Annotated in this window: 22 protein-coding genes and 1 riboswitch; of the genes, 9 read left to right on the forward strand and 13 right to left on the reverse strand. The window is 45.8% G+C overall.

The window, feature by feature from the left end:
* Positions 1–45: 45 nt before the first annotated feature.
* The 3 genes from ltaS to M1D67_RS21220 all read right to left on the reverse strand — a co-directional run bounded on the left by ltaS (position 46) and on the right by M1D67_RS21220 (position 3,837).
* Positions 46–1,965 (reverse strand): lipoteichoic acid synthase, encoded by a 1,920-nt coding sequence (ltaS, locus tag M1D67_RS21210; RefSeq protein ID WP_195257897.1) that lies wholly within the window; start codon positions 1,963–1,965, stop codon positions 46–48.
* Between the two features lie 273 nt (positions 1,966–2,238).
* Positions 2,239–2,754, reverse strand: a complete 516-nt coding sequence (locus tag M1D67_RS21215; RefSeq protein ID WP_479831856.1) for a YfjD family protein — start codon at positions 2,752–2,754, stop codon at positions 2,239–2,241.
* 246 nt (positions 2,755–3,000) lie between these two features.
* Positions 3,001–3,837 (reverse strand): YitT family protein, encoded by an 837-nt coding sequence (locus M1D67_RS21220; protein ID WP_020453462.1) that lies wholly within the window; start codon positions 3,835–3,837, stop codon positions 3,001–3,003.
* Positions 3,838–3,921: 84 nt separating this feature from the next.
* Positions 3,922–4,028, reverse strand: a riboswitch (guanidine-I (ykkC/yxkD leader).
* A 169-nt stretch (positions 4,029–4,197) separates the two neighbouring features.
* Between M1D67_RS21220 and argR the strand changes: the two genes are divergently transcribed.
* The 6 genes from argR (at position 4,198) to M1D67_RS21250 (ending at position 10,395) form a co-directional block, all read left to right on the forward strand.
* The gene (gene argR, locus M1D67_RS21225; protein ID WP_020453463.1) at positions 4,198–4,638 is read left to right on the forward strand and encodes an arginine repressor; all 441 of its coding nucleotides are present in this window, start codon (positions 4,198–4,200) and stop codon (positions 4,636–4,638) included.
* Positions 4,639–4,903: 265 nt separating this feature from the next.
* Positions 4,904–6,139 carry an arginine deiminase gene (gene arcA, locus M1D67_RS21230; protein WP_023856930.1) on the forward strand — a complete coding sequence of 412 codons (1,236 nt, stop codon included), beginning with the start codon at positions 4,904–4,906 and terminating at the stop codon, positions 6,137–6,139.
* Between the two features lie 29 nt (positions 6,140–6,168).
* Positions 6,169–7,176 (forward strand): ornithine carbamoyltransferase, encoded by a 1,008-nt coding sequence (gene argF / locus M1D67_RS21235; RefSeq protein WP_326097419.1) that lies wholly within the window; start codon positions 6,169–6,171, stop codon positions 7,174–7,176.
* A gap of 53 nt (positions 7,177–7,229) precedes the next feature.
* A complete protein-coding gene (gene arcD / locus M1D67_RS21240; protein WP_479831497.1) occupies positions 7,230–8,636 on the forward strand; it encodes an arginine-ornithine antiporter in 1,407 nt (468 codons plus the stop codon).
* A 21-nt stretch (positions 8,637–8,657) separates the two neighbouring features.
* A complete protein-coding gene (gene arcC / locus M1D67_RS21245; protein ID WP_224146293.1) occupies positions 8,658–9,608 on the forward strand; it encodes a carbamate kinase in 951 nt (316 codons plus the stop codon).
* Between the two features lie 109 nt (positions 9,609–9,717).
* The gene (locus tag M1D67_RS21250; protein WP_020453468.1) at positions 9,718–10,395 is read left to right on the forward strand and encodes a Crp/Fnr family transcriptional regulator; all 678 of its coding nucleotides are present in this window, start codon (positions 9,718–9,720) and stop codon (positions 10,393–10,395) included.
* Between the two features lie 54 nt (positions 10,396–10,449).
* On the opposite strand, the gene M1D67_RS21255 is transcribed toward M1D67_RS21250, so the two are convergent.
* The 5 genes from M1D67_RS21255 to M1D67_RS21275 form a co-directional block, all read right to left on the reverse strand.
* Entirely contained in the window at positions 10,450–11,886 is a 1,437-nt protein-coding gene (locus M1D67_RS21255; RefSeq protein WP_479831498.1) for a glycoside hydrolase family 1 protein, read from the reverse strand.
* A gap of 23 nt (positions 11,887–11,909) precedes the next feature.
* Complete coding sequence (locus tag M1D67_RS21260; protein WP_479831499.1) at positions 11,910–13,229, reverse strand: PTS sugar transporter subunit IIC; 1,320 nt, start codon at positions 13,227–13,229, stop codon at positions 11,910–11,912.
* A gap of 155 nt (positions 13,230–13,384) precedes the next feature.
* Positions 13,385–14,776, reverse strand: coding sequence for a DUF4179 domain-containing protein (locus M1D67_RS21265; protein ID WP_479831500.1), 1,392 nt, complete (start codon positions 14,774–14,776; stop codon positions 13,385–13,387).
* Positions 14,746–15,315: a sigma-70 family RNA polymerase sigma factor gene (locus tag M1D67_RS21270; protein WP_268051001.1), complete on the reverse strand. Its 570-nt coding sequence runs from the start codon at positions 15,313–15,315 to the stop codon at positions 14,746–14,748. The genes M1D67_RS21265 and M1D67_RS21270 overlap by 31 nt, the downstream gene beginning before the upstream one ends.
* A 95-nt stretch (positions 15,316–15,410) precedes the next feature.
* Entirely contained in the window at positions 15,411–15,824 is a 414-nt protein-coding gene (locus tag M1D67_RS21275) for a hypothetical protein (RefSeq protein WP_020453473.1), read from the reverse strand.
* Positions 15,825–15,963: 139 nt separating this feature from the next.
* Between M1D67_RS21275 and pepT the strand changes: the two genes are divergently transcribed.
* Positions 15,964–17,196, forward strand: a complete 1,233-nt coding sequence (gene pepT, locus M1D67_RS21280; RefSeq protein WP_020453474.1) for a peptidase T — start codon at positions 15,964–15,966, stop codon at positions 17,194–17,196.
* A gap of 138 nt (positions 17,197–17,334) precedes the next feature.
* On the opposite strand, the gene M1D67_RS21285 is transcribed toward pepT, so the two are convergent.
* The 5 genes from M1D67_RS21285 to M1D67_RS21305 are packed head-to-tail and all read right to left on the reverse strand — an operon-like array spanning position 17,335 to position 23,191.
* A complete protein-coding gene (locus M1D67_RS21285; RefSeq protein WP_216904198.1) occupies positions 17,335–18,813 on the reverse strand; it encodes a glycoside hydrolase family 32 protein in 1,479 nt (492 codons plus the stop codon).
* A 14-nt stretch (positions 18,814–18,827) separates the two neighbouring features.
* Entirely contained in the window at positions 18,828–20,063 is a 1,236-nt protein-coding gene (locus M1D67_RS21290) for an MFS transporter (protein WP_035338021.1), read from the reverse strand.
* A gap of 34 nt (positions 20,064–20,097) precedes the next feature.
* Entirely contained in the window at positions 20,098–20,946 is an 849-nt protein-coding gene (locus M1D67_RS21295; RefSeq protein WP_025810565.1) for a carbohydrate ABC transporter permease, read from the reverse strand.
* Positions 20,943–21,881 (reverse strand): carbohydrate ABC transporter permease, encoded by a 939-nt coding sequence (locus M1D67_RS21300; RefSeq protein WP_128822207.1) that lies wholly within the window; start codon positions 21,879–21,881, stop codon positions 20,943–20,945. Before M1D67_RS21300 ends, M1D67_RS21295 begins: the two co-directional genes overlap by 4 nt.
* Positions 21,882–21,892: 11 nt before the next feature.
* Positions 21,893–23,191, reverse strand: coding sequence for an ABC transporter substrate-binding protein (locus M1D67_RS21305; RefSeq protein WP_025810563.1), 1,299 nt, complete (start codon positions 23,189–23,191; stop codon positions 21,893–21,895).
* Positions 23,192–23,424: 233 nt separating this feature from the next.
* Between M1D67_RS21305 and M1D67_RS21310 the strand changes: the two genes are divergently transcribed.
* Positions 23,425–24,399 (forward strand): LacI family DNA-binding transcriptional regulator, encoded by a 975-nt coding sequence (locus M1D67_RS21310; RefSeq protein WP_023856920.1) that lies wholly within the window; start codon positions 23,425–23,427, stop codon positions 24,397–24,399.
* 196 nt (positions 24,400–24,595) lie between these two features.
* Positions 24,596–25,126: a chorismate--pyruvate lyase family protein gene (locus tag M1D67_RS21315; protein WP_023856919.1), complete on the forward strand. Its 531-nt coding sequence runs from the start codon at positions 24,596–24,598 to the stop codon at positions 25,124–25,126.
* The last annotated feature ends 70 nt before the right edge of the window (positions 25,127–25,196 follow it).

Consider the following 25,196-nt stretch of genomic DNA (forward strand, 5'->3'; position numbering starts at 1 on the left):
AAAACCGCCCGACGCTTCATAAAGCAGTCAGGCGGCTTTTCGTTTTTACTCGCCGGTTTTTTCTTTTCCGTAATGATACGTTGATGGATCAACAGGTTTGAAGTCTGAAATTTCGTGGAACCTTAACAGATCTTTATAGAGTACTTGGTCGGACAGATCCAGCTGTTCGGACACCTGTGATTTGAGGTTTTCCGTTTCCTGGTTGCCTTTGATCTCTTTTCCTGTCTTTGTATCGTATACGGTCGTATCAATCATCGTGTACTTCGGCGTTACATAGTTTCCATTTCTGAAAGCCACAGTTTCGTCGTGGTCTTTAGAAAAGAGGTCTGTACCAAAGTTGATGTATTTTTTGCTGTCAATACCTTGCAGGTGAAGAAGTGTCGGCATGACATCCATTTCGCCGCCATACGTATGATTGACTCCGCCTTTTTTGCCCGGAACGCGGATCATAAGCGGTACGCGCTGATTCATCGCGTTTTGATACGGTGTAATCTCTTTTCCTAATACTTCTTTCATCGCACGGTTGTGGTTCTCTGAGATTCCGTTGTGGTCGCCATAGATGACGATGACGGAATCATCATATAATCCCGATTTTTTCAGCTCTTTAAAGAAATCTTCAAGCGCTTCGTCAAGATAACGCGCCGTCTGGAAATACCCGTCTACCGTTTTGTCTCCCGTCGTTCCCTTTTCAAGGGTGGCATCCTTTTCATCCAAAATAAACGGATAGTGGTTTGTCAGCGAGATTAAATGCGCATAGAACGGCTGTTTCAGCGATTTCAGCTTCGGAATTGATTCTTCAAAGAACGGCTTGTCTTTCAAGCCAAGGTTGACGAGATTCTCCTCTGACATGTCATATGTGCTGGCATCGAAGAATTTGTCATAACCAATTTGTTTATACACCTGGTCGCGGTTCCAGAATGACTTGTAATCCCCGTGGAGCACGGCGCTTGTGTAGCCTTCTTTTTGGTTCAGAATCGCCGGCAGGGACTGGTACGTATTTTGCCCTTTTGTTACAAACGCGCTGCCTTCAGGCAGTCCGTAAAGGCTGTTGTCCATCATCAATTCGGCATCCGCGGTTTTACCTTGACCGGTCTGATGGAAAAAGTTATCGAAATACATCATGTCATTCTGGCCGTGCGCCAGCTTGTTCAAGAACGGCGTGACTTCTTTTCCGTTCAGCTTATAATCGATCAAAAACGTCTGGAAGCTTTCCAAATGAATCTTGATGATGTTCTTGCCTTTTGCTGCGCCGAAATACTCGTCATTCGGTTTTGCATAATGCGAATTTGTATAGTTGATGACGCTCGTCAGGTCGTCGCTGCTCGCATATGCCTTTTGGCTCGCGTTTTGGGCAGCCTGAACACCATCATAGATCATGTAATTGTAAGGCCCCAAATACTTGACGATATAATTTCGGTCAAATGTTCTTGTCAAAAGCTCCGGACGGTCTGTCTCAGCAACTGCAAGGTTGATGAAAAACAGCGCCACTCCGCCGATAACGACAGTTGCAGCCCATCTTTTTTTCAGTTGTGCCGCCTTCAGTTCAGGCAGCTTCACACATAATGCAATCAGAATGATCAAGTCGACGAAATAGATAACGTCATGAAATGCCATGATGTCAAAAACGCCATCCGACATGTTGCCGAGGTTTCCGGCTTGTTTTAAGTTTGCAAACGTCAAAAAGTCATCAAAGAAACGGTAAAACAGGATATTTGCATATAAAGCAAACGTCATCACAGCATCAATGATGATGATCCATATCGCCGACCGGCGGCCTTTAGCAAACAAAGCCAAACCGAGTGCAGCAATCGTGAAGCTGAATGGGTTGATAAACAGCAGCATGTGCTGCGTAGACCCTTTCACACCCAAATTAAACTCTAAAAAGTAGGAAGCATAGGTTTTAGCCCATACAAAAACAACAGCTAACAAAAAAAAGCTTAGCTTATGAGAGAATATTTTTTTCATGATAACCTCTACCCTTTTTAAACTTTTTTCAGACCGCTTTCTGTTTCAGTCAATGAAGCGTGAGGAAACGATAATATATCATTCTACTAAAAGTCTCGGCGGTTTTTCAAGCGCGTCCACGATGAAAATCCCCCAGCTTCCCTCACTCAAACAGTCCACGTCTGCGTAAAAAAATTCCGCATTTAAGACTACGGCCTCTAATTAAGACGAATGAATTTCCCCAAAGGTTTCAGTTATTTTCATTCATCTCGAAAATTGCTCTTTCCCGGACGATTAAATATCTTTATGAAATTCATTTAAATAAGCTTTTCTTTGCGCTTCTGTGAACCGGCCGATCCAGTCCGCACGCGCTTCCTCCGTCATATAGGGCAGAATGTATAGCTCGACCGCTTGATAAAATGCCGGTTCAGGAAGAATGTTGTACGTCGGAATCCGCACCATGCCGTTCCCGCGCGTCTCTATCAGTATATCCATAAAGAAAATGCCTTTCGGGCTGAAGCGGTGCTGCGCCATTTTAAGGCTTTTAATGTCCTTGAACAATACAGATTTCTTCCCTGAGAACAGCCGCCCGCCTTCTCCCTCGATCATGCTGAAGATGATGTTTCCTTTTTTCGTGAAGGCCGGAAATATCATTAGAAAAGTAATCAAACCATAGATGATCCCGAAAAGTCCGACTCCCAGGTAAAGCAATGAATATTTCGATTCGAGTTTTATTGCTTCATAAAAGAGCCACAATCCGACCAATCCGAAACCTGCCGTCCCCGCAAAAGCCCATACTCTAAAGAACATTCGGCTTTTCACATCAATTGGCTTTTTTTCTCCCTGTTCCAAAAATAATAGACCTCCTTTACTTCAGCAAGCGGATTTCTATATTAATGATAGTCATGCCACAATCTACCTTACCACAGAAACCGGTTTCTGCATAAAACTTGCAGTGTGAATGATCACGTATTCGTCCAACCAGCAGACGATCTGTCCCTAATCACGACCCGATGAATACAAAAAGGCTCCCGGCCATCTGCCGGCAGCCTTCCCCTATTTTGAAATATCAACAAATCCCTCGCCGAATACATCCCTGACATCGTGGATGATGACAAATGCTTTTTTATCTGTGCTTCTTATAATTTTCTTGAGCATGGACAGCTCTTGTTTATTAATGACAATGTATAGAATTTCTTTGGAATCGCCCGTATAGTGTCCGCGTCCCGTTAATATCGTGACGCCGCGGTCCATCAAGGTATTGACCTGCGCGGCGATCTCGTTTTTATGCTCAGAAATGATCGTGATCGCTTTTTTCGTGTTGAGCCCTTCGATAATGAAATCCATGACCTTTGTGGCGATGTACAGCATGACAATCGTAAACATCAGCTTTTCAGCACCAATGATAAAGTAGGAACTGAACACGACAACTAAATCAATCATCAGCAAGGCATAGCTGATGTTCCAGTCGAAATATTTATTGGCGATTCTCGCGAGAATCGCAGACCCGGCAGTGGTTCCGCCGACACGGATGATCATGCCGATGCCGACGCCGGCAAATACCCCGGCAAAGATCGTGCTGATGATCACTTCATCAGCCGGCACCGTCCAATCTTCAGTAACATGCAGAAAAAATGAATTGGCCGCCACCGCAATGATGGTATAAATCGTCGTTTTTTTATCCAAAAAGCGATAGCCGATAATCAGAAGAATGCCGTTCAGCACAAAGTTTGTGATGCCCGGAGACCATTCAAAAACGTAGTATAAAATCAGCGTGATCCCCGTGACGCCGCCTTCTCCCAAGTCATTCGGGATGGCGAACAGATTCACGGCTAACGCAAAGAAAAATGCGCCTATAACAATCAGGATCATATCCATTGCTTTCTTTTTCATAACTGCATCCCCTTCCTTATTCGTAGTCGATTTCCTGTAAAAAGTAAAAAAGCCCCGGAGAGAAGCTCTTTGATTAAGAGCAAAAACTCCTGGGCTTTTATCCCACCGTGTCATAACGATATCTTCGCTATGTGTTTTCTCTCGGACCAGACCAGCGCGGAACCCACTGCGGAACCCTAGAAAACCACCTTTTCTCTGTTATCAATTTGTCATCTTCAAGCATTATAAGTGAAATTTTGGGGTCTATCAACCCCTTTAACAGCCTGAAAGATTTGTTTTTTTGTAAAATAGCTTCCATCTGCCGACGATAAAACCGTCCTATAATAATAGATATACGTGTTTTGCCTGGGAGGCGCTCTTATGAACAAACAAAAACGGCAATGGCTCATCAAGCAAACCATTCTCGAACATCCGGTAGAAAATCAGGAACAGCTGGCATCCCTGCTGGAAAAACGGGGCATCGCCGTTTCGCAGTCTACCATTTCCCGCGATATTAAAGAAATGTATCTTGTGAAACAGCCCGGTGAAAACGGAAAGCTTGTCTACACGACAAATGCTTCCTTATCCATCAACCCTTCCAAAATATTAAAAGATAAAATCTCCGACGTTGTCCTGCATGTGCATCGGACGGACAACTTGATCATTATTAAAACAATGCCCGGCAACGCCCATGCCATCGGCGTCCTTCTTGATAAGCTGGGAAGCCCGGAAATGCTGGGCTGTATATGCGGGAACGATACATGCCTTGTGATTTCCCAATCGCCTGAGGCAGCCCAATCATTTTGTGATCACTTATGCTGATCCGGCCATCCGGATCAGCTTTTTTTCCCTCAAAAAAAATTTTTTCAAAAAATCCCCTTTAAAAATATACACGTTTTATACGTTCTATTCTCTGCTCCTGCAAGGACTCATTTTCGATTTATCATAATTATTCATTTTTGTTTTTGCTTCATCAAAAAACATGTGAAATATATCACGTTTTCGTTGTTATCGCTTTCACATCGCGCTTTTCCTTCCTGTTTTAAGCTGTACATGTAACAAAAAGAGCTTAGGAGGCGGGATGATCATGACAACACCGATACACGTTTACTCTGAAATCGGCCCTTTGAAAACCGTCATGCTGAAGCGGCCCGGTCGGGAACTGGAAAACCTCACACCCGAATATCTGGAAAGGCTTCTCTTTGACGATATTCCCTTTTTGCCAGCGGTGCAAAAAGAGCATGACCAATTTGCAGAAACGTTAAAGAAACAGGGAGTTGAAGTTCTTTATTTAGAAAAGCTGACGGCTGAAGCCCTGGATGACGCTTTCATCCGCGAGCGGTTTATCGATGAGCTGTTAACGGAAAGCAAAGCAGATATCAACGGCGCTTACGACAGACTGAAAGAGTTCTTGCTCACCTTTGACGCCGATTCGATGGTCGAACATGTGATGAGCGGCATTCGAAAAAATGAGCTGGAACGCGAAAAGAAATCGCATCTTCATGAGCTGATGGAAGACCATTATCCATTTTATCTCGATCCGATGCCAAACCTTTACTTCACAAGAGATCCGGCGGCCGCCATCGGAAGCGGACTGACCATCAACAAAATGAAAGAGCCTGCTCGCAGGAGAGAGTCGCTGTTTATGCGCTACATTATCAATCACCACCCGCGTTTTAAAGGGCATGAGATTCCGGTTTGGCTTGACCGTGATTTCAAATTCAATATCGAAGGCGGAGATGAGCTTGTCTTAAATGAAGATACCGTAGCGATCGGGGTATCAGAACGGACAACGGCTCAGGCGATCGAGCGTCTTGTCCGGAACTTATTTCAGCGGCAGAGCCGGATTCGCCGCGTACTGGCCGTCGAAATACCGAAGAGCAGAGCCTTTATGCATTTAGATACCGTCTTCACGATGGTTGACCGAGATCAATTCACGATCCATCCCGCCATCCAGGGGCCTGAAGGAGACATGCGGATCTTCGTTCTTGAGAGAGGGGAAACGGCAGACGACATTCGTACGACTGAAGAACACAATCTGCCGGAAGTGCTAAAAAGAACGCTCGGCCTTTCAGATGTCAACTTGATCTTCTGCGGCGGCGGAGACGAAATCGCTTCAGCCAGGGAGCAGTGGAATGACGGCTCCAATACACTCGCGATCGCTCCTGGTGTCGTCGTCACCTATGACCGGAATTACATTTCTAACGAATGTTTGAGAGAACAGGGCATTAAAGTTATCGAAATCCCGAGCGGGGAGCTTTCAAGAGGACGCGGCGGCCCGCGCTGCATGAGCATGCCGCTCTATCGCGAAGATGTGAAATAGCCAAACCTAAAGAAAAAGGAGAGAGATCCATGAACCAAACGATTGATTTAAAAGGCAGAAGCTACTTAGCTGAAAAAGATTTTTCCGAAGAAGAAATCCTCTATTTGCTCGATCTCGCCCAAAAATTAAAAGAAAAAAAAGCGCAAGGCATCAAGCATCGCTATTTGGAAGGTAAAAACATCGCTTTGCTGTTTGAAAAGCCTTCTACAAGAACGCGCTGCGCTTTCACGACAGCCTGTATCGACCTCGGTGCGCATCCCGAATATTTGGGCAAAGACGACATTCAGCTCGGCAAAAAAGAATCGATCGAAGACACAGCCAAAGTTCTCGGCCGCATGTTCGACGGAATTGAATTCCGCGGATTTGAACATGAAAAAGTGATTTCCCTGGCAGAGCACTCCGGTGTGCCGGTATGGAACGGGCTGACCGATTTATGGCATCCGACTCAGATGCTTGCGGACTTTATGACAGTGAAAGAACATGCGGGACGCGTAAAAGGGATCAAACTCACCTATATCGGCGACGGCCGTAACAACGTCGCAAACAGCCTGCTCATCGGCGGCGCCAAAGTCGGCATGGACGTGAGAATCTGCTCGCCTCAAGAGCTGTTCCCTGATCAAGACATCGTTAAAATGGCGGAAGCGTTCGCCGAAGAATCCGGCGGAAAAATCACCGTCACAAGCGATACAGATGAAGCCGTGTCCGGAGCCGACGTTCTGTATACGGACGTCTGGGTATCCATGGGAGAAGAAGACAAGTTCGCTGAAAGGATCAAACTGCTCAAGCCTTATCAAGTGAATATGGATCTCGTCAAGAAAACAAGAAACGATAACGTCATCTTCCTGCACTGTCTGCCTGCCTTCCACGACCTTCATACAACTTACGGACAAAACGTTTACGATCAGCACGGCCTTAAAGAAATGGAAGTGACGGACGAAGTGTTCCGCAGCAAACACTCTAAAGTGTTCGATGAAGCTGAAAACCGCATGCACACAATTAAAGCTGTCATGGCAGCGACACTCGGCGATCTTGACTGACAGGAAAAGGGGCTCATTCCCTTTTCCATTCTAAACCGAATGAGGTGACAAAAATGGCGGAAGAAAAGAAACTTGGGCTGTTTGCACTTATCGCGCTTGTCATCGGATCGATGATCGGCGGGGGCGCCTTCAACCTTGCAAGCGACATGGCTTCAGGAGCGGGGGCGGGAGCCATTTTAATCGGCTGGATCATCACCGGAGTCGGCATGATTGCCCTGGCCTTCTCTTTCCAAAACTTGACCACGAAAAGGCCTGATTTAGACGGCGGTATTTTCACTTATGCGCGGGAAGGATTCGGCCATTTTATGGGGTTTAACAGCGGCTGGGGGTACTGGTTCGCAGCTCTTCTCGGCAATGTCGCATACGGAACGCTGCTGTTCAGCGCAGTCGGATATTTCATCCCTGCCTTTGGAGACGGACAAAACATCGCATCGATTATCGGTGCAAGCGTAATCCTCTGGTGCGTGCACTTTTTGATCCTGCGCGGCGTACAGTCCGCTGCCATGATCAACTTAATTACGACCATTTCAAAACTGGTACCGATTTTTGCTTTCATTATCGCCATTATCTTTGTGTTTCATCTTGATTTATTTACGAACGATTTCTGGGGAAAAGGGCTGTCGCTCGGTTCCATCGGGACACAGGTCAAGAGCACGATGCTGGTGACCGTCTGGGTGTTTACCGGAATTGAAGGGGCCGTCTTATTCTCAAGCCGTGCCAAAAAATCAAGCGATGTCGGCAAAGCGACTGTCATCGGCTTGATCAGTGTACTTGTGATTTACGTCATGATTACGATGCTGTCGCTCGGCGTCATGAATCAGCAAAACTTGGCCGGGCTTCCGAATCCTTCAATGGCCGCGATCATGGAGCATATCGTCGGCAAATGGGGAGCTGTGCTCATCAACTTGGGATTAATCATTTCCGTATTGGGCGCCTGGCTGGCCTGGACATTATTCGCGGGCGAACTCCCGCTGATCGCGGCGCGCGAAGGGGTCTTCCCGAAATGGTTCGGCAAAGAAAATAAAAACGGCGCGCCGACAAATGCGCTGACTTTGACAAACGCCATTATCCAGCTGTTTTTGCTGACGTTTCTCATTTCGGATGCGGCCTATCAGTTTGCATTCTCCTTGGCTTCCTCGGCCATCTTGATCCCGTATCTGTTTTCCGGGCTTTATCAGCTTAAATACAGCTGGCTGCACAAAGAACCTAACCGGGGAAAGAACCTCATCATCGGGATCATCGCAAGCATTTACGGCGTCTGGCTCGTATATGCCGCAGGACTTGATTACCTGCTTTTGACCATGATTTTATACGCTCCCGGCATTCTCGTATTCCGGGCTGTCCGCAAAGGAAAAGAAGGCCCCGTCTTCAATAAGGCCGAGCTTTTGATTGCCAGCGCGATTCTTGTATTGGCTGTCATCGCCGTGATCAGGCTGGCTGCGGGAAGCATTTCAATTTAACAAAACAGAGGTGATGATCAAATGAAAAAAAGAAAAATTGTCGTCGCACTTGGCGGTAATGCCATCCAAACCGGAGATGCCAGTGCAGAAGCGCAAAAGCGCGCGCTTGAAGAAACCGCCATGTATTTGGCGGATATGATCGACAGCGGCGCCGAATTAATCGTCACGCACGGAAACGGCCCGCAGGTCGGAAACCTGATGATTCAGCAAAAAGAGGCGGATTCCCCGAAAACACCGGCCATGCCGCTTGAAACTTGTGTTTCCATGACCCAGGGAATGATCGGCTATTGGCTGCAAAATGCTCTTGACCGGGCGCTGCATGCGAAAGGGAAAGGCGGACATGCGGCAACCGTCATCACCCGCGTCGCCGTCCGAGGCGATGATGAAGCATTCCGCAACCCGACAAAACCGATCGGTCCGTTTTACAGCGAAGAAGAAGCGAAAGAACTGATGAACAGCCGCAACGGCGGCCTCGTTTTTAAAGAAGACGCCGGAAGAGGCTGGCGCCGGGTCGTACCGTCTCCGGCTCCGGTATCGATCCTTGAACACGATGTTATCAATGATCTTGTCGAACACGGACATATCGTCATTGCGGCCGGCGGCGGAGGCGTTCCCGTCATTGAAAACGGCGATGCCGTCTCCGGTATTGACGCCGTCATCGACAAAGACTTTGCCGCCTGCAAACTGGCGGAACTTGTGCAGGCTGACGAACTGGTCATTCTAACAGGTGTCGACTATGTTGCCGTCGATTATTTAAAGCCGACAGAACGCGCGCTGAAACGCGTCACCACCGAAGAACTGAAAGGTTATATAAAAGAAAAGCAATTTGCAGAAGGAAGCATGCTGCCAAAAGTCAAAGCAGCCATCCAATTTGCCGATTCCAAAAAAGGCAATAAAACGGTCATCACATCCCTGAAATTAGCCAAAGACGCTCTCCAAGGAAATGCCGGCACGATTGTCGAACAAGCCTAAAAGCAAAAGGAAGGGCTCGGGGAGGGTTCTTCCTTTTGCCAATCGTCAAAAACAAGTAAAATTTAAACTATATAGCCGCAACATAAGAAAATCGATAAGGGTGGTCCATATGAAGAACAAAGACATCGTACATCAACTGAAAAAGTTTCCTCTTCTCGCTTCCCTGAATAAAAGAGATCTGGAAGATATGAAACAGTTTATCTATTGGCGCACTTACCATAAAGGCCAGATATTATTTATGGAAGACGACCCCCGGGAACGAATGTACCTTCTTCTCGACGGCTTTATCAAACTCGAAAAATCAAACGAAGCTGGATCCATGTTTTATACCGACTATGTACGTCCTCATACCCTCTTTCCATTTGGAGGCTTGTTTCGGGATGAGCATTATCACTATGCCGCCGAAGCCTTAACAGATATTGAACTCTACTATATACCCATGAACATCTTCGAAGATCTCGTCCGGGACAACAAAAACCTGCTTTACGATATTCTCAATCATTTATCAGACATTCTTGCCCTCCACGAGGAAAGGCTGAAGCGCATTACACTCTCCCATGCACACGACAGGGTCACACAAGCCATTTACTATTTAACCGAAAGCCTCGGTCAAAAAGAAAGCAATTCAACCGTCATCAACTGTCCGATCACCGCTGCTGAAATTGCCAAAATCTCAGGGACATCCCGCGAAACCGTCAGCGCCGTCCTGAAAAAGCTCCGCTGCGAAGGCGTGATCAGTCAAATGAACAAGCAGATTATGATCAACCGGCCGGAGTATTTTATGTAGATCATATATGAGAAATCATCCCGACGACAAGCGGGATGATTCCCCCCGCCGCCTTTATTTATACCGGAATTCATCTGTTTCAAACTGTCTGTTTTTGATGATATCCCGATAAAAGCAAGCCGATTTTTTCAGCGCCCTGCTGCGGTTGTCCTCCAATCGGATCTCAACAAGGCCGTAGCGGTTTTTAAAGGCGTTCATCGGAGAGACGTTGTCCGTGAACGCCCAAAGCATATAGCCTTTGCAGTTTGCGCCGTCTGCGATCCCTTTCATTGCCTCTCGCAAATGGGCCGAAATAAAATCGATTCTGTAGTCATCCTGAATGACACCTTCTTCATTTTTAAAACGCTCCTCATGTTCGACGCCCATCCCGTTTTCCGCAATCAGCCATTCGATATTTCCGTACTCATGTTTGAGTCTCATCGCCATATCATAGACAATTTGGGGATAGATCTCCCATCCTCTGAATGGGTTCATTTTTCTGCCGGGCAGCTCAAAGTATTCATAGTAATAAGCGGGATGAAATGGCGTTGAGTCATTCCACTGTCTTGACGGAGCTTTTACACGGCGGGGGTAATAAAGGTTAATGCCGGCAAAATCTACTGTATGCTGTTTGATGATGTCAAGCTCCGCCTCATCATGGTCAAACAGAATATCGTGTTTAACCAAGAGCTCTATCAATTCATCGGGATAGGCGCCTTTGATGCTCGGATCCAAAAAAACCCTGTTAAAAAACAAATCATAGATGCGGGCCGCTTTTTGGTCATGAGGCGCGCTTGATCTCGCATAAGTAACCTCCGGATTCAAAATAACGCCGATTTTGGCGCCTTCCAGGCAATCGGACTTGCGGGCGTGAAAAAGCCTGACACATTTCGCCGTCGCCAATGCCTTATTAAAATTCCATTGCATCCATTTTTTCGTGTTCTGCTCATATGGATATCGAATTGCATCAAGGAAAATCCGGGTTTGCGGGACAATCGGTTCATTAAAAGTAAACCAATATTTCACCCTGTCTCCATATCGTTCAAATACTTTTTTCGCATATGCCGCAAATAAATCTATGACATGTTTAGACCCCCACCCTCCGTATTTCTCCATTAAAACTGCGGGAATCTCATAATGCTCAAGGCAAATCATCGGTTCCACACCTGATGCAATCAGCTCATTGATGACATCGTCGATATAGCCTGCGTACACTTCGTCAACTTCTGCTGTTTCATAATCAATCAGAAAGCGGGACCAGTTAATCGATGTCCGGTAATGTGTCAAGCCGATCTCTTTCATATGATGAATATCCTCTTTATAGCGGTTATAAAAATCGGTTGCCACAGCCGGTCCGTATCCGTTATGCCATACATGCGGGTCATTCTTGTACCACATATCCAAATAAGAATCCTGTGTCGGCCGCTTCCCGGCCCACCCCTCTGTCTGCCACGCCGACGCTGCTGCGCCGAGAATAAAATCGGCGGGAATCTTCCACGTTTGTCTCGCCATTTTGTTCGCTCCTTTCAACTCCTTTACATGGAAACATTGTTTTCAGAATTTACCGTAAGGCTTCGATTCATCAACATCACAAACGGAAGATAAATAAGGGCAGAGACGATGATGCATACGATTTGTGTGACGACGGCGCCGAGGCTTCCTCCTGTCGACAGCCACGCATTGATAATCGGCGGTGTCGTCCACGGCACCATGACAACGGCTTTTCCGGCAAAGCCCGCCGCTGTCGCGATGTAACCGATCGCCCCCGTCACAAGCGGCGTCACAATAAAAGGAATCGCCATTAACGGATTCAGCATGACGGGAACCCCGAAGATCACCGGTTCATTGATATTGAAGATGCCGGAACCAAACGAAATTTTTGTAATGCTGCGCAAATCCTCCCGTTTCCCCGCGATAAAAATCGCGATCAACAGGCCGATCGTGACGCCGGATCCGCCGATGCTCATGTACACATCCCAAAACGGCATCGTAATGATATTCGGAATCGATTCGCCGGCAGCGTATGCATTCATATTGACGGTAATCGAAGCGAGCAGCAAAGGCTCCCTGATCGGCTTCACCATCTGGTTTCCGTGTATGCCGATGACCCAGAAAAACTGTGCGACAAACACTAGCAGCAAAATGCCGGGAAGGCCTTGAATCGCACCCTCAAGCGGTTTTTGCACGACATTGTACACAGCTTCATGAAGGTATACGCCCGTCAGCCGATGAAAAGCAAATCCGAAGCTGGCGATGATCGTGACCGTAATAATCGAAGGAAATAAAGTGCCGAACGAGACAGAGACATTGGCCGGCACGCTGTCCGGCATTTTAATTTTGAGCCGGTCCATGCTCGAAAGCTTGCTGAAGATTTCAACAGACACAATCGAAATAAACATCCCCAAAAACAGCGACTTCGGATCCGTAAATTCCTTGGCCAGCACATTAACCACTTCCTGCATCGAACCGTTCACTTCCAACAGCACCGTCGATGGAATGACAGAGATATAGGACATCAGCGCCATCAAGCCGGGAAAAAATGATTCATGCCCATTCAGCTTCCCGAGCTCAATCCCGATCAAAAACACCGCGCCGATCGTAATAAAGTTCAGCGTCGCATAATTGATCGAGGCCATAATCGGCTCAAGCGCAGACAAGAACCGAAAAGGCTTGAAAACCGCAAGTCCCGTCTCAGGGCTCATCACCATATTCTGCATCAGAACCGCAAACGCCCCGGCAATGATGACCGGCATCAGCGTAACAAACGCCGACTTAATGACCATGATATATTTGAAGCTTGTAATTTTAAAAGCGACCCGCTCAAACATCTCGGTCACCTTCGCCATCCTGCTCATTTACTCTCCCCCTTTTTTTGTGGTTTGCTTTTACTTTACAATGAAAACGCTTTCTTTTTGGTGCATATTTTTTCCTTTGGGAGAGGAAATTTTCAAGTTGGGAGGCCATCAAAGCAGACAACCCGCCGTTTCATTGAAACAGCGGGTCATATATTTTACTGTGGCAATTGCACTTTGATCGGCTTGAACGGTGTAGAATAAAATGCGCTTAAATAACCAAACTCGACATCAAGCGAATATTGGTCAAGACTGAAGTTTTTCACTCCAAATTCACCATCTAACGTAAAGTCTGAACGGAATCGAAGTTTTTCAGGATCTAGCACTTTTGTAAAATTACCTTTTACGCTGTGTCCCTCCGGCGCCTCGTCAAAGCCTTTATAAGCCGAATCAACCAGCGACATCGTTTCTAAAAAATTTTGCATGCTGTCCATATCGATCTTAGATTGATCGACATGTTTCAAATGATAGTCGACAGACAGTTTGCTGCCGTTTTGTTTCACCTGATCAACGGCAATCTGGAAATCATGACGGCCAGCGCTCAGCACGGCGGGCGTTTTTGTGAGTGGCAGCGTTTTTTCGGAATCGCCCATACTGCTGCTCGCCTCAATCTTGAGGTATTTTGTTCCTTTATTCACTTTTTCAAGGATCAGCCTTTCTTCGTGACGAACCTTGTTTCCTTTCTTTGTACTGTCTGTCGTCCTCTGCCCTCCACTTATATAAGGGATTTCGTTTCCTTTATCATCTGTCACTTTTATAATTGATGTACGATCATTTGGATGTTCCTCTGAATTGGATACTTCATAGTCGATGACAGTCGATTCTTTTCCGAGAATTACCGTTTTTACGGCGAGCTTATGGCCATCAGCCGATTGTGTATTGTTTTTGGTTACGTGGAGCGTTTTATACGGCAGTTTATCAACCGGAATGTCGAACTTCCATTTCCCTCTGATTCCGTTAATATCTGTGATCGTAACCGGGAGTGTCAGTTTATCGGGAATATGTTTGTCTGGATAGCCCATTTGAATGTAGCCGGTATAGCCATCCTCTGTTTTCTTTATGTCTCCTTGAGAAGCGATCGCCCATTTGCGCTCGCCATTAAATAATGTGAAATGAATCATTCTCGCTCCATCATCCAAATCTTTTCTTGTATCACTTTTCACCTTAAACGTCATACCGATGATTCCACCGTCAAAATAAACGCTTGTCGCCGTCACGTCTATGTTGTTGCTGGACGCTTTCTCGTTCAGTTCAGTGACAAGCTGGCCCGCCACCAAGTTTTGACCGACATAGTCATGGAATTGTTGATACGCTTTCCCAAACAGCGGGACGTCAGCCAACACGCTTTGCATCGCTGGGGAAACGAAGCCGCTGCCGAGAAGGAGCACAGCGGCCGCGCCTGAAACAAAAATGGTTCGTTTCACGGCCTGCTTCGGCCGAAACCTTTTTTCCCGCTTGGCCCGATTGATGCCTTTATCGATTGATTCGCTGATTTCTTTTGTAGGAACATTGATCTTGTTTACTTCGTTTTTGAACCATTGTTTGTCCATGCGTCTTCTCCCCCAGTCAGTAGTTGTTTTAATTCAAGCTTCGCTCTTTTCAAATAGGTCTTAACGGTTCCTTCAGGAGCATTCATCACCTCGGCGATATCATGTATCGGCAGGTCGTGATAATAAAATAGAATGATGGCGGTTTGATATTCTTTTCGCAACCGCTGAACGGCTTCAAGCATCTCCATTCTGTCGTCCGCATCCATCTCCTGCTCCTGGCTCTCATCCTGCAGCGGCCTGTCCATTAAAACCACTTTCTTTTTCTTGTCTAATAAGGCATATGCATGATGAATGAGGATTTTCGTCAGCCATGTCAAAAAGTATTCGGGATTCCTCAGCTGGGCAATCGATAAAAATGCCTTGTACGCCGTCTCCTGTACGATATCTAACGCGTCCTCCTTATTTCGCACATATATGTAAGCTGTTCTGTAAAGCTGATCGCTGTGCTTTTGAAACAGCATTTCAAAAGCTTTGGCATTGCCTGCGACAGCTTTCTTAACTAATCTGATTTGCTTCACTGTTGCGCCTCCTTCAAACATTAGAGAAGAGAATGGATGAGAAAAGTTTCAAAAGGACGGAATTTTTTCTCTGCATTAAAAAAATCCGCTATTTCATCAAAAATAGCGGATTCTATTTATTTCTTTGTCAGCGTCACTTTAGAAGTTCCGGTTTGGCCGTGCGGTTCCTGTTCATATTTAAGCTCTTCCCTCAGTTCATTCATACTTGATCGTTTGATTCGATAGACGGCTTCAAGCCGAACCAAATATTCGGCCCTTGTTTTGAAAGCATGAATGATTGAGATGATCCAAACGATAAGCAAGGCTTTCATAGCCAAATCGAAAAGGAACGTTCTGGCTGTAAAAGCAGCGAATAAAACAGCCGCTGCATATCCGATCCCGGCAAATAACCATTTTCTTTGTTTCGTTCGCGCTGCGATATAAATAAATGCAAACCAGCTTAAAAATCCAAAAGGAACCCATGTGAACACAAGCCAGAAAGAATGTGCAAACTCCCATTTTGTTCCTTCATTTGTATAACCTTTAGCCATTGTGATACTCCCTTACAATTGTGATGATCCTTTAGAACTATATTATACTAAATTTTCCTATACAGGAATAAAAGTTTTCGATTCGCCCGCCATGAATGATAAGATAAACATAAAACCAACAATTGGAGATGAAGGAAACATGAAGAACAAACTGATTGAACGTCTCATTTCTTATGCGAAAGTGGATACGCAGTCAAATGAAAACAGTCAGACGACGCCTTCCACTCCCGGGCAGCTGACGCTTGCCAATATGCTTGTTGAAGAGCTGAAAGAGATCGGCATGAAGGACGTCACAATCGATGAAAACGGCTATGTGATGGCGACGCTTCCTTCGAATACGGAAAAAGAGGTGCCGACGATCGGCTTCCTGGCTCATGTGGATACAGCAACAGATTTTACCGGAAAGAACGTCAATCCGCAGGTTATCGAACAATACGACGGAAAGGACATTGTGCTGAATGAATCTCTCAATGTCGTCTTATCGCCCAAGGAATTTCCCGAGCTTGCAGATTATGCGGGACATACATTGATCACTACCGACGGAACGACTTTGCTCGGCGCCGATAATAAAGCGGGAATCTCTGAAATCATGACGGCAATCGAATATTTAATTGCGCACCCCGAAATCAAACACGGGAAGATCAGAGTCGCTTTTACGCCTGATGAAGAGATCGGCAGAGGGCCCCACAAGTTTGACGTAGAGGCGTTCAACGCCACATTCGCGTATACGGTTGACGGCGGACCGCTCGGCGAACTGCAGTACGAAAGCTTCAATGCTGCAGCCGCGAAAATCACTTGTAAAGGAACGAACGTCCACCCCGGCACAGCAAAAGGAAAAATGGTCAATGCCGCCAAAATCGCGATGCAGTTTCACGCCGGACTTCCGGCAAACGAAGCCCCTGAATTTACTGAAGGTTATGAAGGCTTCTACCATCTGCTTTCGATCAAGGGCGATGTCTCTGAAACCACTCTCTCCTATATCATCAGGGATTTTGACAGAGACCGATTTAACGAGAGAAAAGCCAACGTCCAACAAATCGCAAACGACCTTAAAGCCAAATACGGCGAAAACAGCATCACAGTAGACATGAATGATCAATATTACAACATGAGGGAAAAAATCGAACCGGTCAAAGAGATTGTCGACATTGCCTATGAAGCAATGAAAAATCTGGACATCGAGCCGGTTGTGAAACCGATCCGCGGCGGTACAGACGGCTCCCAGCTCTCATACATGGGGCTTCCTTGTCCGAACATTTTTACAGGCGGGGAAAACTTTCACGGAAAATACGAGTATATTTCCGCCGACAATATGGTAAAAGCCGCCAATGTCATCGTGGAAATTGTGAAGCTGTTTGAAGAAAGAGCGTAATACGAAAAAAAGCGGAAAGCGGCTGCAAGACACGACAGCCGCTTTTTTGTCAGATCAATCTTTATCTGCGCTTTGCCGATATAAGAACATGTTTCGGGTTAAAGCCGATTAACGTCTCACCGATGCAAAATATTCTGCTCATTTAGCTTCATCGCCTTTCCAAATATCTTTCAGCGTCCAGTAAGTGAACTCTTCGACCCGTACATTGCCTTTCTCAGAAAACAGCTCAATCCCGGCTCTTCCTTCTTTGGGATATATGCGGCTGGTCATTGTCGCTTCACCATGGTTTGCAAATACTTCAATAGACGATCTGTCAAGAAACAGATGCAAGGTGAGCTTCTCCTCCGCTTCAAGCCGTACGTTTCTCACACCGTCCCGCGCTTTGCCGGACTTTGAACAGTCGAGCGTCAGCTTTTGATCAGCCAAGCTGTACTGGATGATTGTCTCTTCCTGACCAATCCCCCGAATCTTTAAGCCAACCGTTTCGGCACTGCAAATTGTCAAATCAAAAACGGCCACCACTTCAAGAAGCTTTTCGGCTGTCTTTATCAAATAGCTGCCGGAAATCGATTGATTGGCACATTCATGATGTTCCGATTCACGAAGTAATTGAGTCTCCTCAACCGGATTCATTAAAATTTTGTGATCATTCTTCAACGTCAATTCACGCGGCAAAGTTAAAGCCCCGCACCATCCGTCCGCTTTCGTCGGCATCTCTGACTCCCACATATCCATCCAGCCAATCGCAATTCTGCGCCCTTTGTCATCCAACAAAGTTTGCACGGCATAAAAGTCATGGCCATGGTCCAATTCCTTAAAGGAGCCATGTACAAACTCATTCGTGCCTTCATCATAATCTCCAATCAAATAGCCTGTTTGATACAGATTCTGATATGAATCACCATCCGCCTCTATACCCTGAGGAGAAATCAGCAAAATGTGTTTGCCGTCTAATTCAAAGAAATCCGGACATTCCCACATAAAGCCGAGATTCCCGTCGCTTTGGGCGAGGACGCCTGCATATTCCCAATCTACAAAGTTAGGCGAGCGATATAAAATGACCCGACCGACATTTTCTTTTGAGGCGTTTCCGATCACCATATACCAGGTCTCACCATGCCTCCATACTTTCGGATCGCGAAAGTGGCGGGAGCTGTCTTCCGGCGGCTCTGCGATGACAGGGTTTTCTTTCAGTTTTTCAAAGGTGATACCATCTTTGCTGACTGCTATATTCTGATTTTGATAGAAATCGTCTTTCTCTTCATCTATCATATTGTGCCCTGTATAGATTAAAGCAAGGTCGCCGTTATATTCGACTGCGCTTCCTGAGAAGCAGCCGCTCTCATCAAATGCATCGCCAGGGGCTAAAGCGATCGGCAAGTGTTCCCAGTGAATAAGATCCCTGCTCTTCAAATGGCCCCAATGCATCGGCCCCCAATTCTCATCATACGGATGATGTTGATAAAAGACATGATACTCCCCTTTATATTGAATCAGTCCGTTTGGATCATTTATCCAGTTTGCCCGGGGCATCATGTGATAGCCCATTCGGTATCGGTGATTCACTTTTTTTCCGGCTTTCTTCAATGCTTCTTCTGCCTGGTGAATTCTATTCATCTGTGACACCCTTTCTATATATGCTTTCTTTGTAGACTTTGAGCAAATTCAACGTCTTTCTTTGAGTCTAGCAAGGTAAAAATCGAAATAATGGTGAAACAAAGGACCATTGCTCCCATGATAAGATAAGTGTGGCGAAATCCGATGCTGTCGTATAAGCCTCCCGCAAGCGGCGAAAAAATCGACGTGCCTACCTGGGATGCGAATTGAAAGCCGACAAGATAAAGTACGGATGAAAGACGATTATCAAAATTAGTCGCCAAATATTTAAACACCGCAATCAGCATAATCGGCAATTCTAAAGCATGAATGAGTTTCATTGATGAAATTCCGACCGGTCCGCTGACAAGTCCGGAGCCGATAATGCGGAAAGCCATTAACAGCCCCGCTAAAATCAAACTTTTTTTAGGACCAAGCTTATTGACGATGAAAGGCGCAAGAAACATCATGCCCGCTTCAATGAATACTTGGAATGAGTTAAGGTATCCAAATATTTGGTTCCCCAGAGCCGGAGTCGGAAATAAGGAAGCGTAGTAAAGCGGGAACTGCTGGTCATAGACGCCGTATACGCAAGTTACGCCGATCACGTACAACATCAAAAACCAGAAATCTTTTAAGAGAAAAAGCCCTCCCACGTCTTTTAATCCGACCGAGTCTGCCCTTTCCTTTTCATAATCTGTCATCTCAATTTTTACGGAAACAATAATGGCTACCAATATGACTGCTGAAACGGAAGCAACCCAGAAGTTGATATTCGGGTCGATATTGAACAGCTGACCTGCAAAAAATGTCGCCGCAGCCCAGCCGAGGGATCCCCACATCCTTGTTCTTCCATATTCAAAGTGATATTTGCGGCTGACCTTTTCAATAAAGGTTTCAATCGCGCCGATTCCGGCGAGAAAAGCAGTTCCCAAATAAATTCCGCCGACGATAGCCCCGAGAAAGACATTGTATTGTAAAAGCGGTCCGTAGACGAAAATATAAAAGGGACCCGTAAATACGAGAAGCAAGCTGATCATAAATAATATGTTTTTCTTCAGACCGAGCTTATCAGAGATAAAACCGTACAAAGGCTGCATGCACAAAGTAAAGATAGCGTTTACAGAAAAGATAATGCCTGTCGCGGACCCGTTCAAATTGATTTCTTGCCCTAACCAAATCGCAAATAAAGAATAGCTGGAAGACCAAGTAAAAAAGAAAAAGAAAAAATAAGCGCTTAGTTTCCAATACAGACTGTTTGAGCTTTTCATTTTCATTTGCTCCTTTAACCCGATTTGGATATATCTATTTGATGCCTGTCCCTGAACCGCCGAGGCCATCTAAAATGTAGCGTTGGGCTACAATGTAGATCAGAATCAGCGGAATCGTGGAAATCGTCAGGACTGCCATTACCTGGTTCGTATAAACCGGCTCGGTGCTGTTGATGGCTGTAATCGCCACCTGGATCGGAAATTTCGACTTATCCGTCAAAACCATCAGCGGCCAAATATAGTCATTCCAGCTGCCGATAAAAGCCAATGTCCCCACAGTAGCAACAGCCGGTTTCGACATCGGCAGCATCACCCGCCAGAAAATCTGCCATGTATTGGCTCCGTCCAGCTTGGCCGACTCAATCATCTCCCCCGGGATCGCCATGAAAAAGTTTCGGAACAAATAAATATTGAAAGCCCCGGCAAGCGCCGGCAAAATCACGGCAAGGCGCGTATCAACAAGTCCGAGCTTATGAACAATTGTAAACTGCGAGATTAAAATCGTTTCCATCGGCACGATTAAAAGCGCCAGCAATATGGTAAACAGCACTTTTTTACCTGTGAATTGCAGCTTGGCGAATGCGAAGCCCGCCATTCCGTTGATAATGACCGCTCCCACCGCCACACACAAACCGTAAAACAGACTGTTACCGATATACATTAGTAAATCAAACCGTGACAGCACCTCCCTGTAGGATTGAAACCATTCCGACGGATGAAAAGACGGGAGAAACGCTTGAATGCTGCTGATATTGTTGTAAATATCGGCTTCCGGTTTCATCGATGAAGCAACCATCCAAATCAGCGGAAATATAAACAGAACCGCCAGCAAAACAAGGCATATATATTCCAGAATCGTCAAAGGCCCGAATTTCCTTCTCATCCGCCTTCATCCTCCTTCACCAGCTTGCGCTGCGCAAGCGTCACCAATCCAATTATCGTGCCAAACAAGAGCGCAATTGAACTTGCATAGCCGACCATCCGATCGGTAAATCCCGTTTGATAAATATAATAGACAACTGTCATCGTTGAATTGACCGGTCCCCCCTGGGTCATGACCATTGGCTGCACGAGGAGCTTAAACGCACTGATCAGCGTTGTAATAAAGATAAAAATCGACGTCGGTTTCAACAAAGGCAATGTAATATAAATAAACCGCTGCCATTTATTCATACCATCCAATTGCGCCGCCTCGTAGACATCTCCGGGAATGTTTTGCAGGCCCGCTAAAAAAATCAGCATCTGAAATCCCGCTCCCTGCCAGACTGAAACGAAAACAATTGTAAAGATCGCCTGTTCAGGACTTGTCAAAAACGGCTGTGGCGGTAAACCGACATGCGTCAGTACGTTATTGATCATTCCTTCATTCGGATTCAGCAAGTACAGCCACAAAACGGAGATGACAACAAGCGACATGACGACGGGGCTAAAGTATGCGACTTTGAAAAACGTATTGGCCTTGCGCTTTTTATTCAACAGAAGGGCCAGCCCGAGAGCGGCCCCGATCTGCAACGGAATCACAAGGACAACAAATTTCAATGTGTTGCTCAAACTTTTCAAGAAAATAGGGTCTTTGAACAATTTGATAAAGTTGTCAAAACCGACAAACTTGCGCAGGTCAGGTGTTAACAAATAATAATCTGTAAATGCGTAGTAAACCGCCATAATCGAAGGAATCACGAGAAACACTGACAAAATCAGCAAGGACGGACCTAAAAATGTATAGGCCAGCACATTGTCCCGCCACCCTATTTTATTGGCCGGGATTTTTTTCAGCGGAAAGGCCGTCCTTGCTTCTTTCAACGGAATTTTATTCATGGTTCCACCTTCTAGTTAGCCTTATCGATGGCTGATTGCATTTCTTTTGCACGCGTATCCAGCACCGATTGAATATCCTGATGCTGATCAAAGAAGCTGATGTCATCGATCGCTTGTTGAAATGCGCGTGTCACCTGCGGATATGCCGGTGTCACCGGTCGGGCGTGCCCCGTTTCTTTCAGCTGCTGCAAGAAGACATTCATTTCATCTGAGAATTCCTTTGCCAGCACTTTCTCTGATGAATAGCGCACAGGCAGCGCGGCGATCGAACGGCTCAATTCCAGGTTGGATTCCTTGTTTGTCATCCAATCGACCAATTTTGCCGACCATTCCTTGTTTTCAGACGTCTGTGTCATGGCGAACTGCCAGCTTCCTGAAGGGGACACAAGCTTTTTTGTTTTTGGCGAAACAGGATACGGCATCACCCCATAATCGACATTAGGGAAATTTGTTTCCATGTCGGTTACCGTCCAAACACCGCTCATTTTCATCGGATATTTTTCCGTTTCAAACGCCTGCTTAACCGGAGTCCGGGTCGTATAACCCTCCTTCAGCATTGTTTGAATAAATGTCATCGCTGCAGCGGTCGGTTTGTCGTTAAAAACACCCTCCGACTTCTTGCCGTCTTTTGAAAGGACATCACCGCCAGCCGACCAAACAAATGGCAAAAGCGCATAAGTCAGCATTTCGTCTTTTGACTGCAACTGCATATCGATGGCCGGTTTGTCATATTTATTTTTCAGCTTTTTGCAAAGCTCAAGAAATTCGTCCCACGTCCATGGATTCTCAACCGTTGGCAGCGTTTTCAAGTCAACGCCGGCGTCCTTCAGCATTTTTTTGTTATAGTAAATACCGACCGACGATTCGCTGACGCCGATCGCATACAGTTTCCCTTGGTAGGTTCCCTGTTGCTTAATGCTCGGCAATAAATCATCCTGGTCTTTGATATACTCATCCAATGGCGCAATTACACCAGATTTCGCATAAGCCGCCGTATTCGGTCCGTCCAAAGTGATCACATCCGGCAAGGTGTTCGTTGTCAGCGCCGCGTTCACTTTGTCTTCATATCCGCCGCCGTTTCCGCTTCTGGGAATGAAATCAACTTTGGCCTTGACATTTTCAGAGGCATACTTTTTATTAAAAGCGTCCACCCGCTTTTGATAGACCTTTCCTTCTTCACTATCATCAGATACGTGCACCCACATCGTAAGCGTTTTCCCATCTTGGCTATTTGCACTTTTGCTATTGCTGCAGCCCCACATCGCAAACATCAGTAACAACGAAAAAATTCCGAAGAGCCACCTTTTCATCTTTGTCACTTCCCCCCATTTTTCATAAATCAACAGATAAAAGCGCTTTCAAGTGAATTGTATGTCAACCGGTTTCACATGTCAACCGGTTGACATATTTTTTCCCCAATTATTCATCCCGGTACATTTCTCAGAATCATGGCATTTTCTTGCACATATCAGTCCGATTCTCTAAAATAAGTGCGTGACGAGAATTGTAAGCCATTTCAGTAAACTAGCAGGGGGAAAAGGGAATGAAGCCTAGCATTCACGACGTTGCAAAAAAAGCGGGAGTTTCACCAACAACCGTATCGCGGGTATTAAATAACCGCGGCTATATTAGTGAAAAAACAAAAGAAAAAGTCTATAAAGCGATGGAAGAAATCAATTACTTTCCAAACGATTTGGCCCGCTCTTTATTTCGTAAACGAACTCATTTAATAGGGCTCATCATCCCTAACTCCAGCAACCCGTTTTTCGGCGAACTGGCCTTTCATATTGAGAGCATCTGCGCTGCCATGGGCTACAAACTGCTGCTTTGCAACAGCTTGAACCGCAAAGACAAAGAAGAAAAATACTTGGAAATGCTGATGCGAAATCAAGTGGACGGCGTCATCGCCGTGACCTACAACAGGGGAATCTTAAACTATCATCGGCAAAACCTGCCGATTGTCGCCATCGATCATTACTTATCGGAAACGATTCCCGTCATCGGCTCCAATAACTATGACGGAGGAAGAAAAGCGACAGAACTGTTAATTGCAAAAGGCTGCCGGCACATCATCCATCTCAACGGACCAATTGAGCTGAAAACACCGGCAAATCTTAGACGAAAAGCATATGAAGATGTGATGCGACAACACGGAAGACAGCCGATTACATATGAGGTTCCCTTTCATCAAAATTACCGGGAAATCATCTCAAAACTGTTTGATGAACAGCCTGCGGCTGACGGCATTTTTGCCAGCGATGACCTCATGGCCGCTACAGTCATCACCGAAGCAAAAAAACGCGGAAAAGACATTCCCGGGCTATTAAAGGTGATCGGCTACGACGGAACGGAAGCCGTTCAGTCCATCCTCCCGGAATTGACAACCATCCAGCAGCCGATTGAACTCATTTCCAAGACGGCCATCGAGATTTTGTCCAAAGCCATCGAAGGCGAATTCGATGATTTACCGCTGGAAACCTATTTGCCCGTACAGCTTTTAGAAGGAGAGACGACTTAAATGAATCGCACAAAAAAAGGAGACATTGACGTCTCCTTTTTCCATACATATCCTGATCTATCCAATTGTTAAAAATATAAAATTTACATTACTAACCTAAAATTTAACTTATTTTTCTAGACAAACGCATCTCCACATGATAAATTTAAAGACAAGTTTTCAAAAAATTCTAATTTTGGTACGGGGGTGCCTTTCATTGAGCGTAAGCCACTTTTTTCCTGAAACTCTAGTTGCTATTGTAAAAGACATGTTAACCAAAACCGATGGTTCAACAACCAAAGCGATTGAAACGCTGATCGGTGGCAAAGCCGAAATCGAAGTTTTTCAGCAAAATAATATTGATTATGACAAGCTGTCACCTGAAGAAGCGAGGCTGTTTCAACGCGATGATGACATCTTGTTTAGAACTTCCTCTTTGAAAACGGGCGATGATTATTTATCTTATAATTATGTCTATGTTAAAACAAACTTACTGCCGCCCGCCATCAAACAAGATTTGCAGGCAGAAAGGCTTCCCATCGGGAAAATCATTGCAGAACTGGAGTCAAGGCGTGAAATTTTCAGTACGGGCGACTGCCTGGGAAAACATTTCACACAACTTGTACCTGTTTCAGCAGACCGGACATATGCTTTTAAAAAATATCAGATTATCAGCGGCCGGCAGTGCATGTTCTATGTCTGCGAGCTATTCGATTTAGAAAAAATCTGCGAACGGACTGCGGGCTGAATCATGCCCGTCAGCTGCCACTTCATGAAAAGGCTTCCATAACCTCCCCATTCCTTCTTCCCTCAAAACA

The sequence above is a fragment of the Bacillus sp. PK6-025 genome, assembly GCF_056530265.1.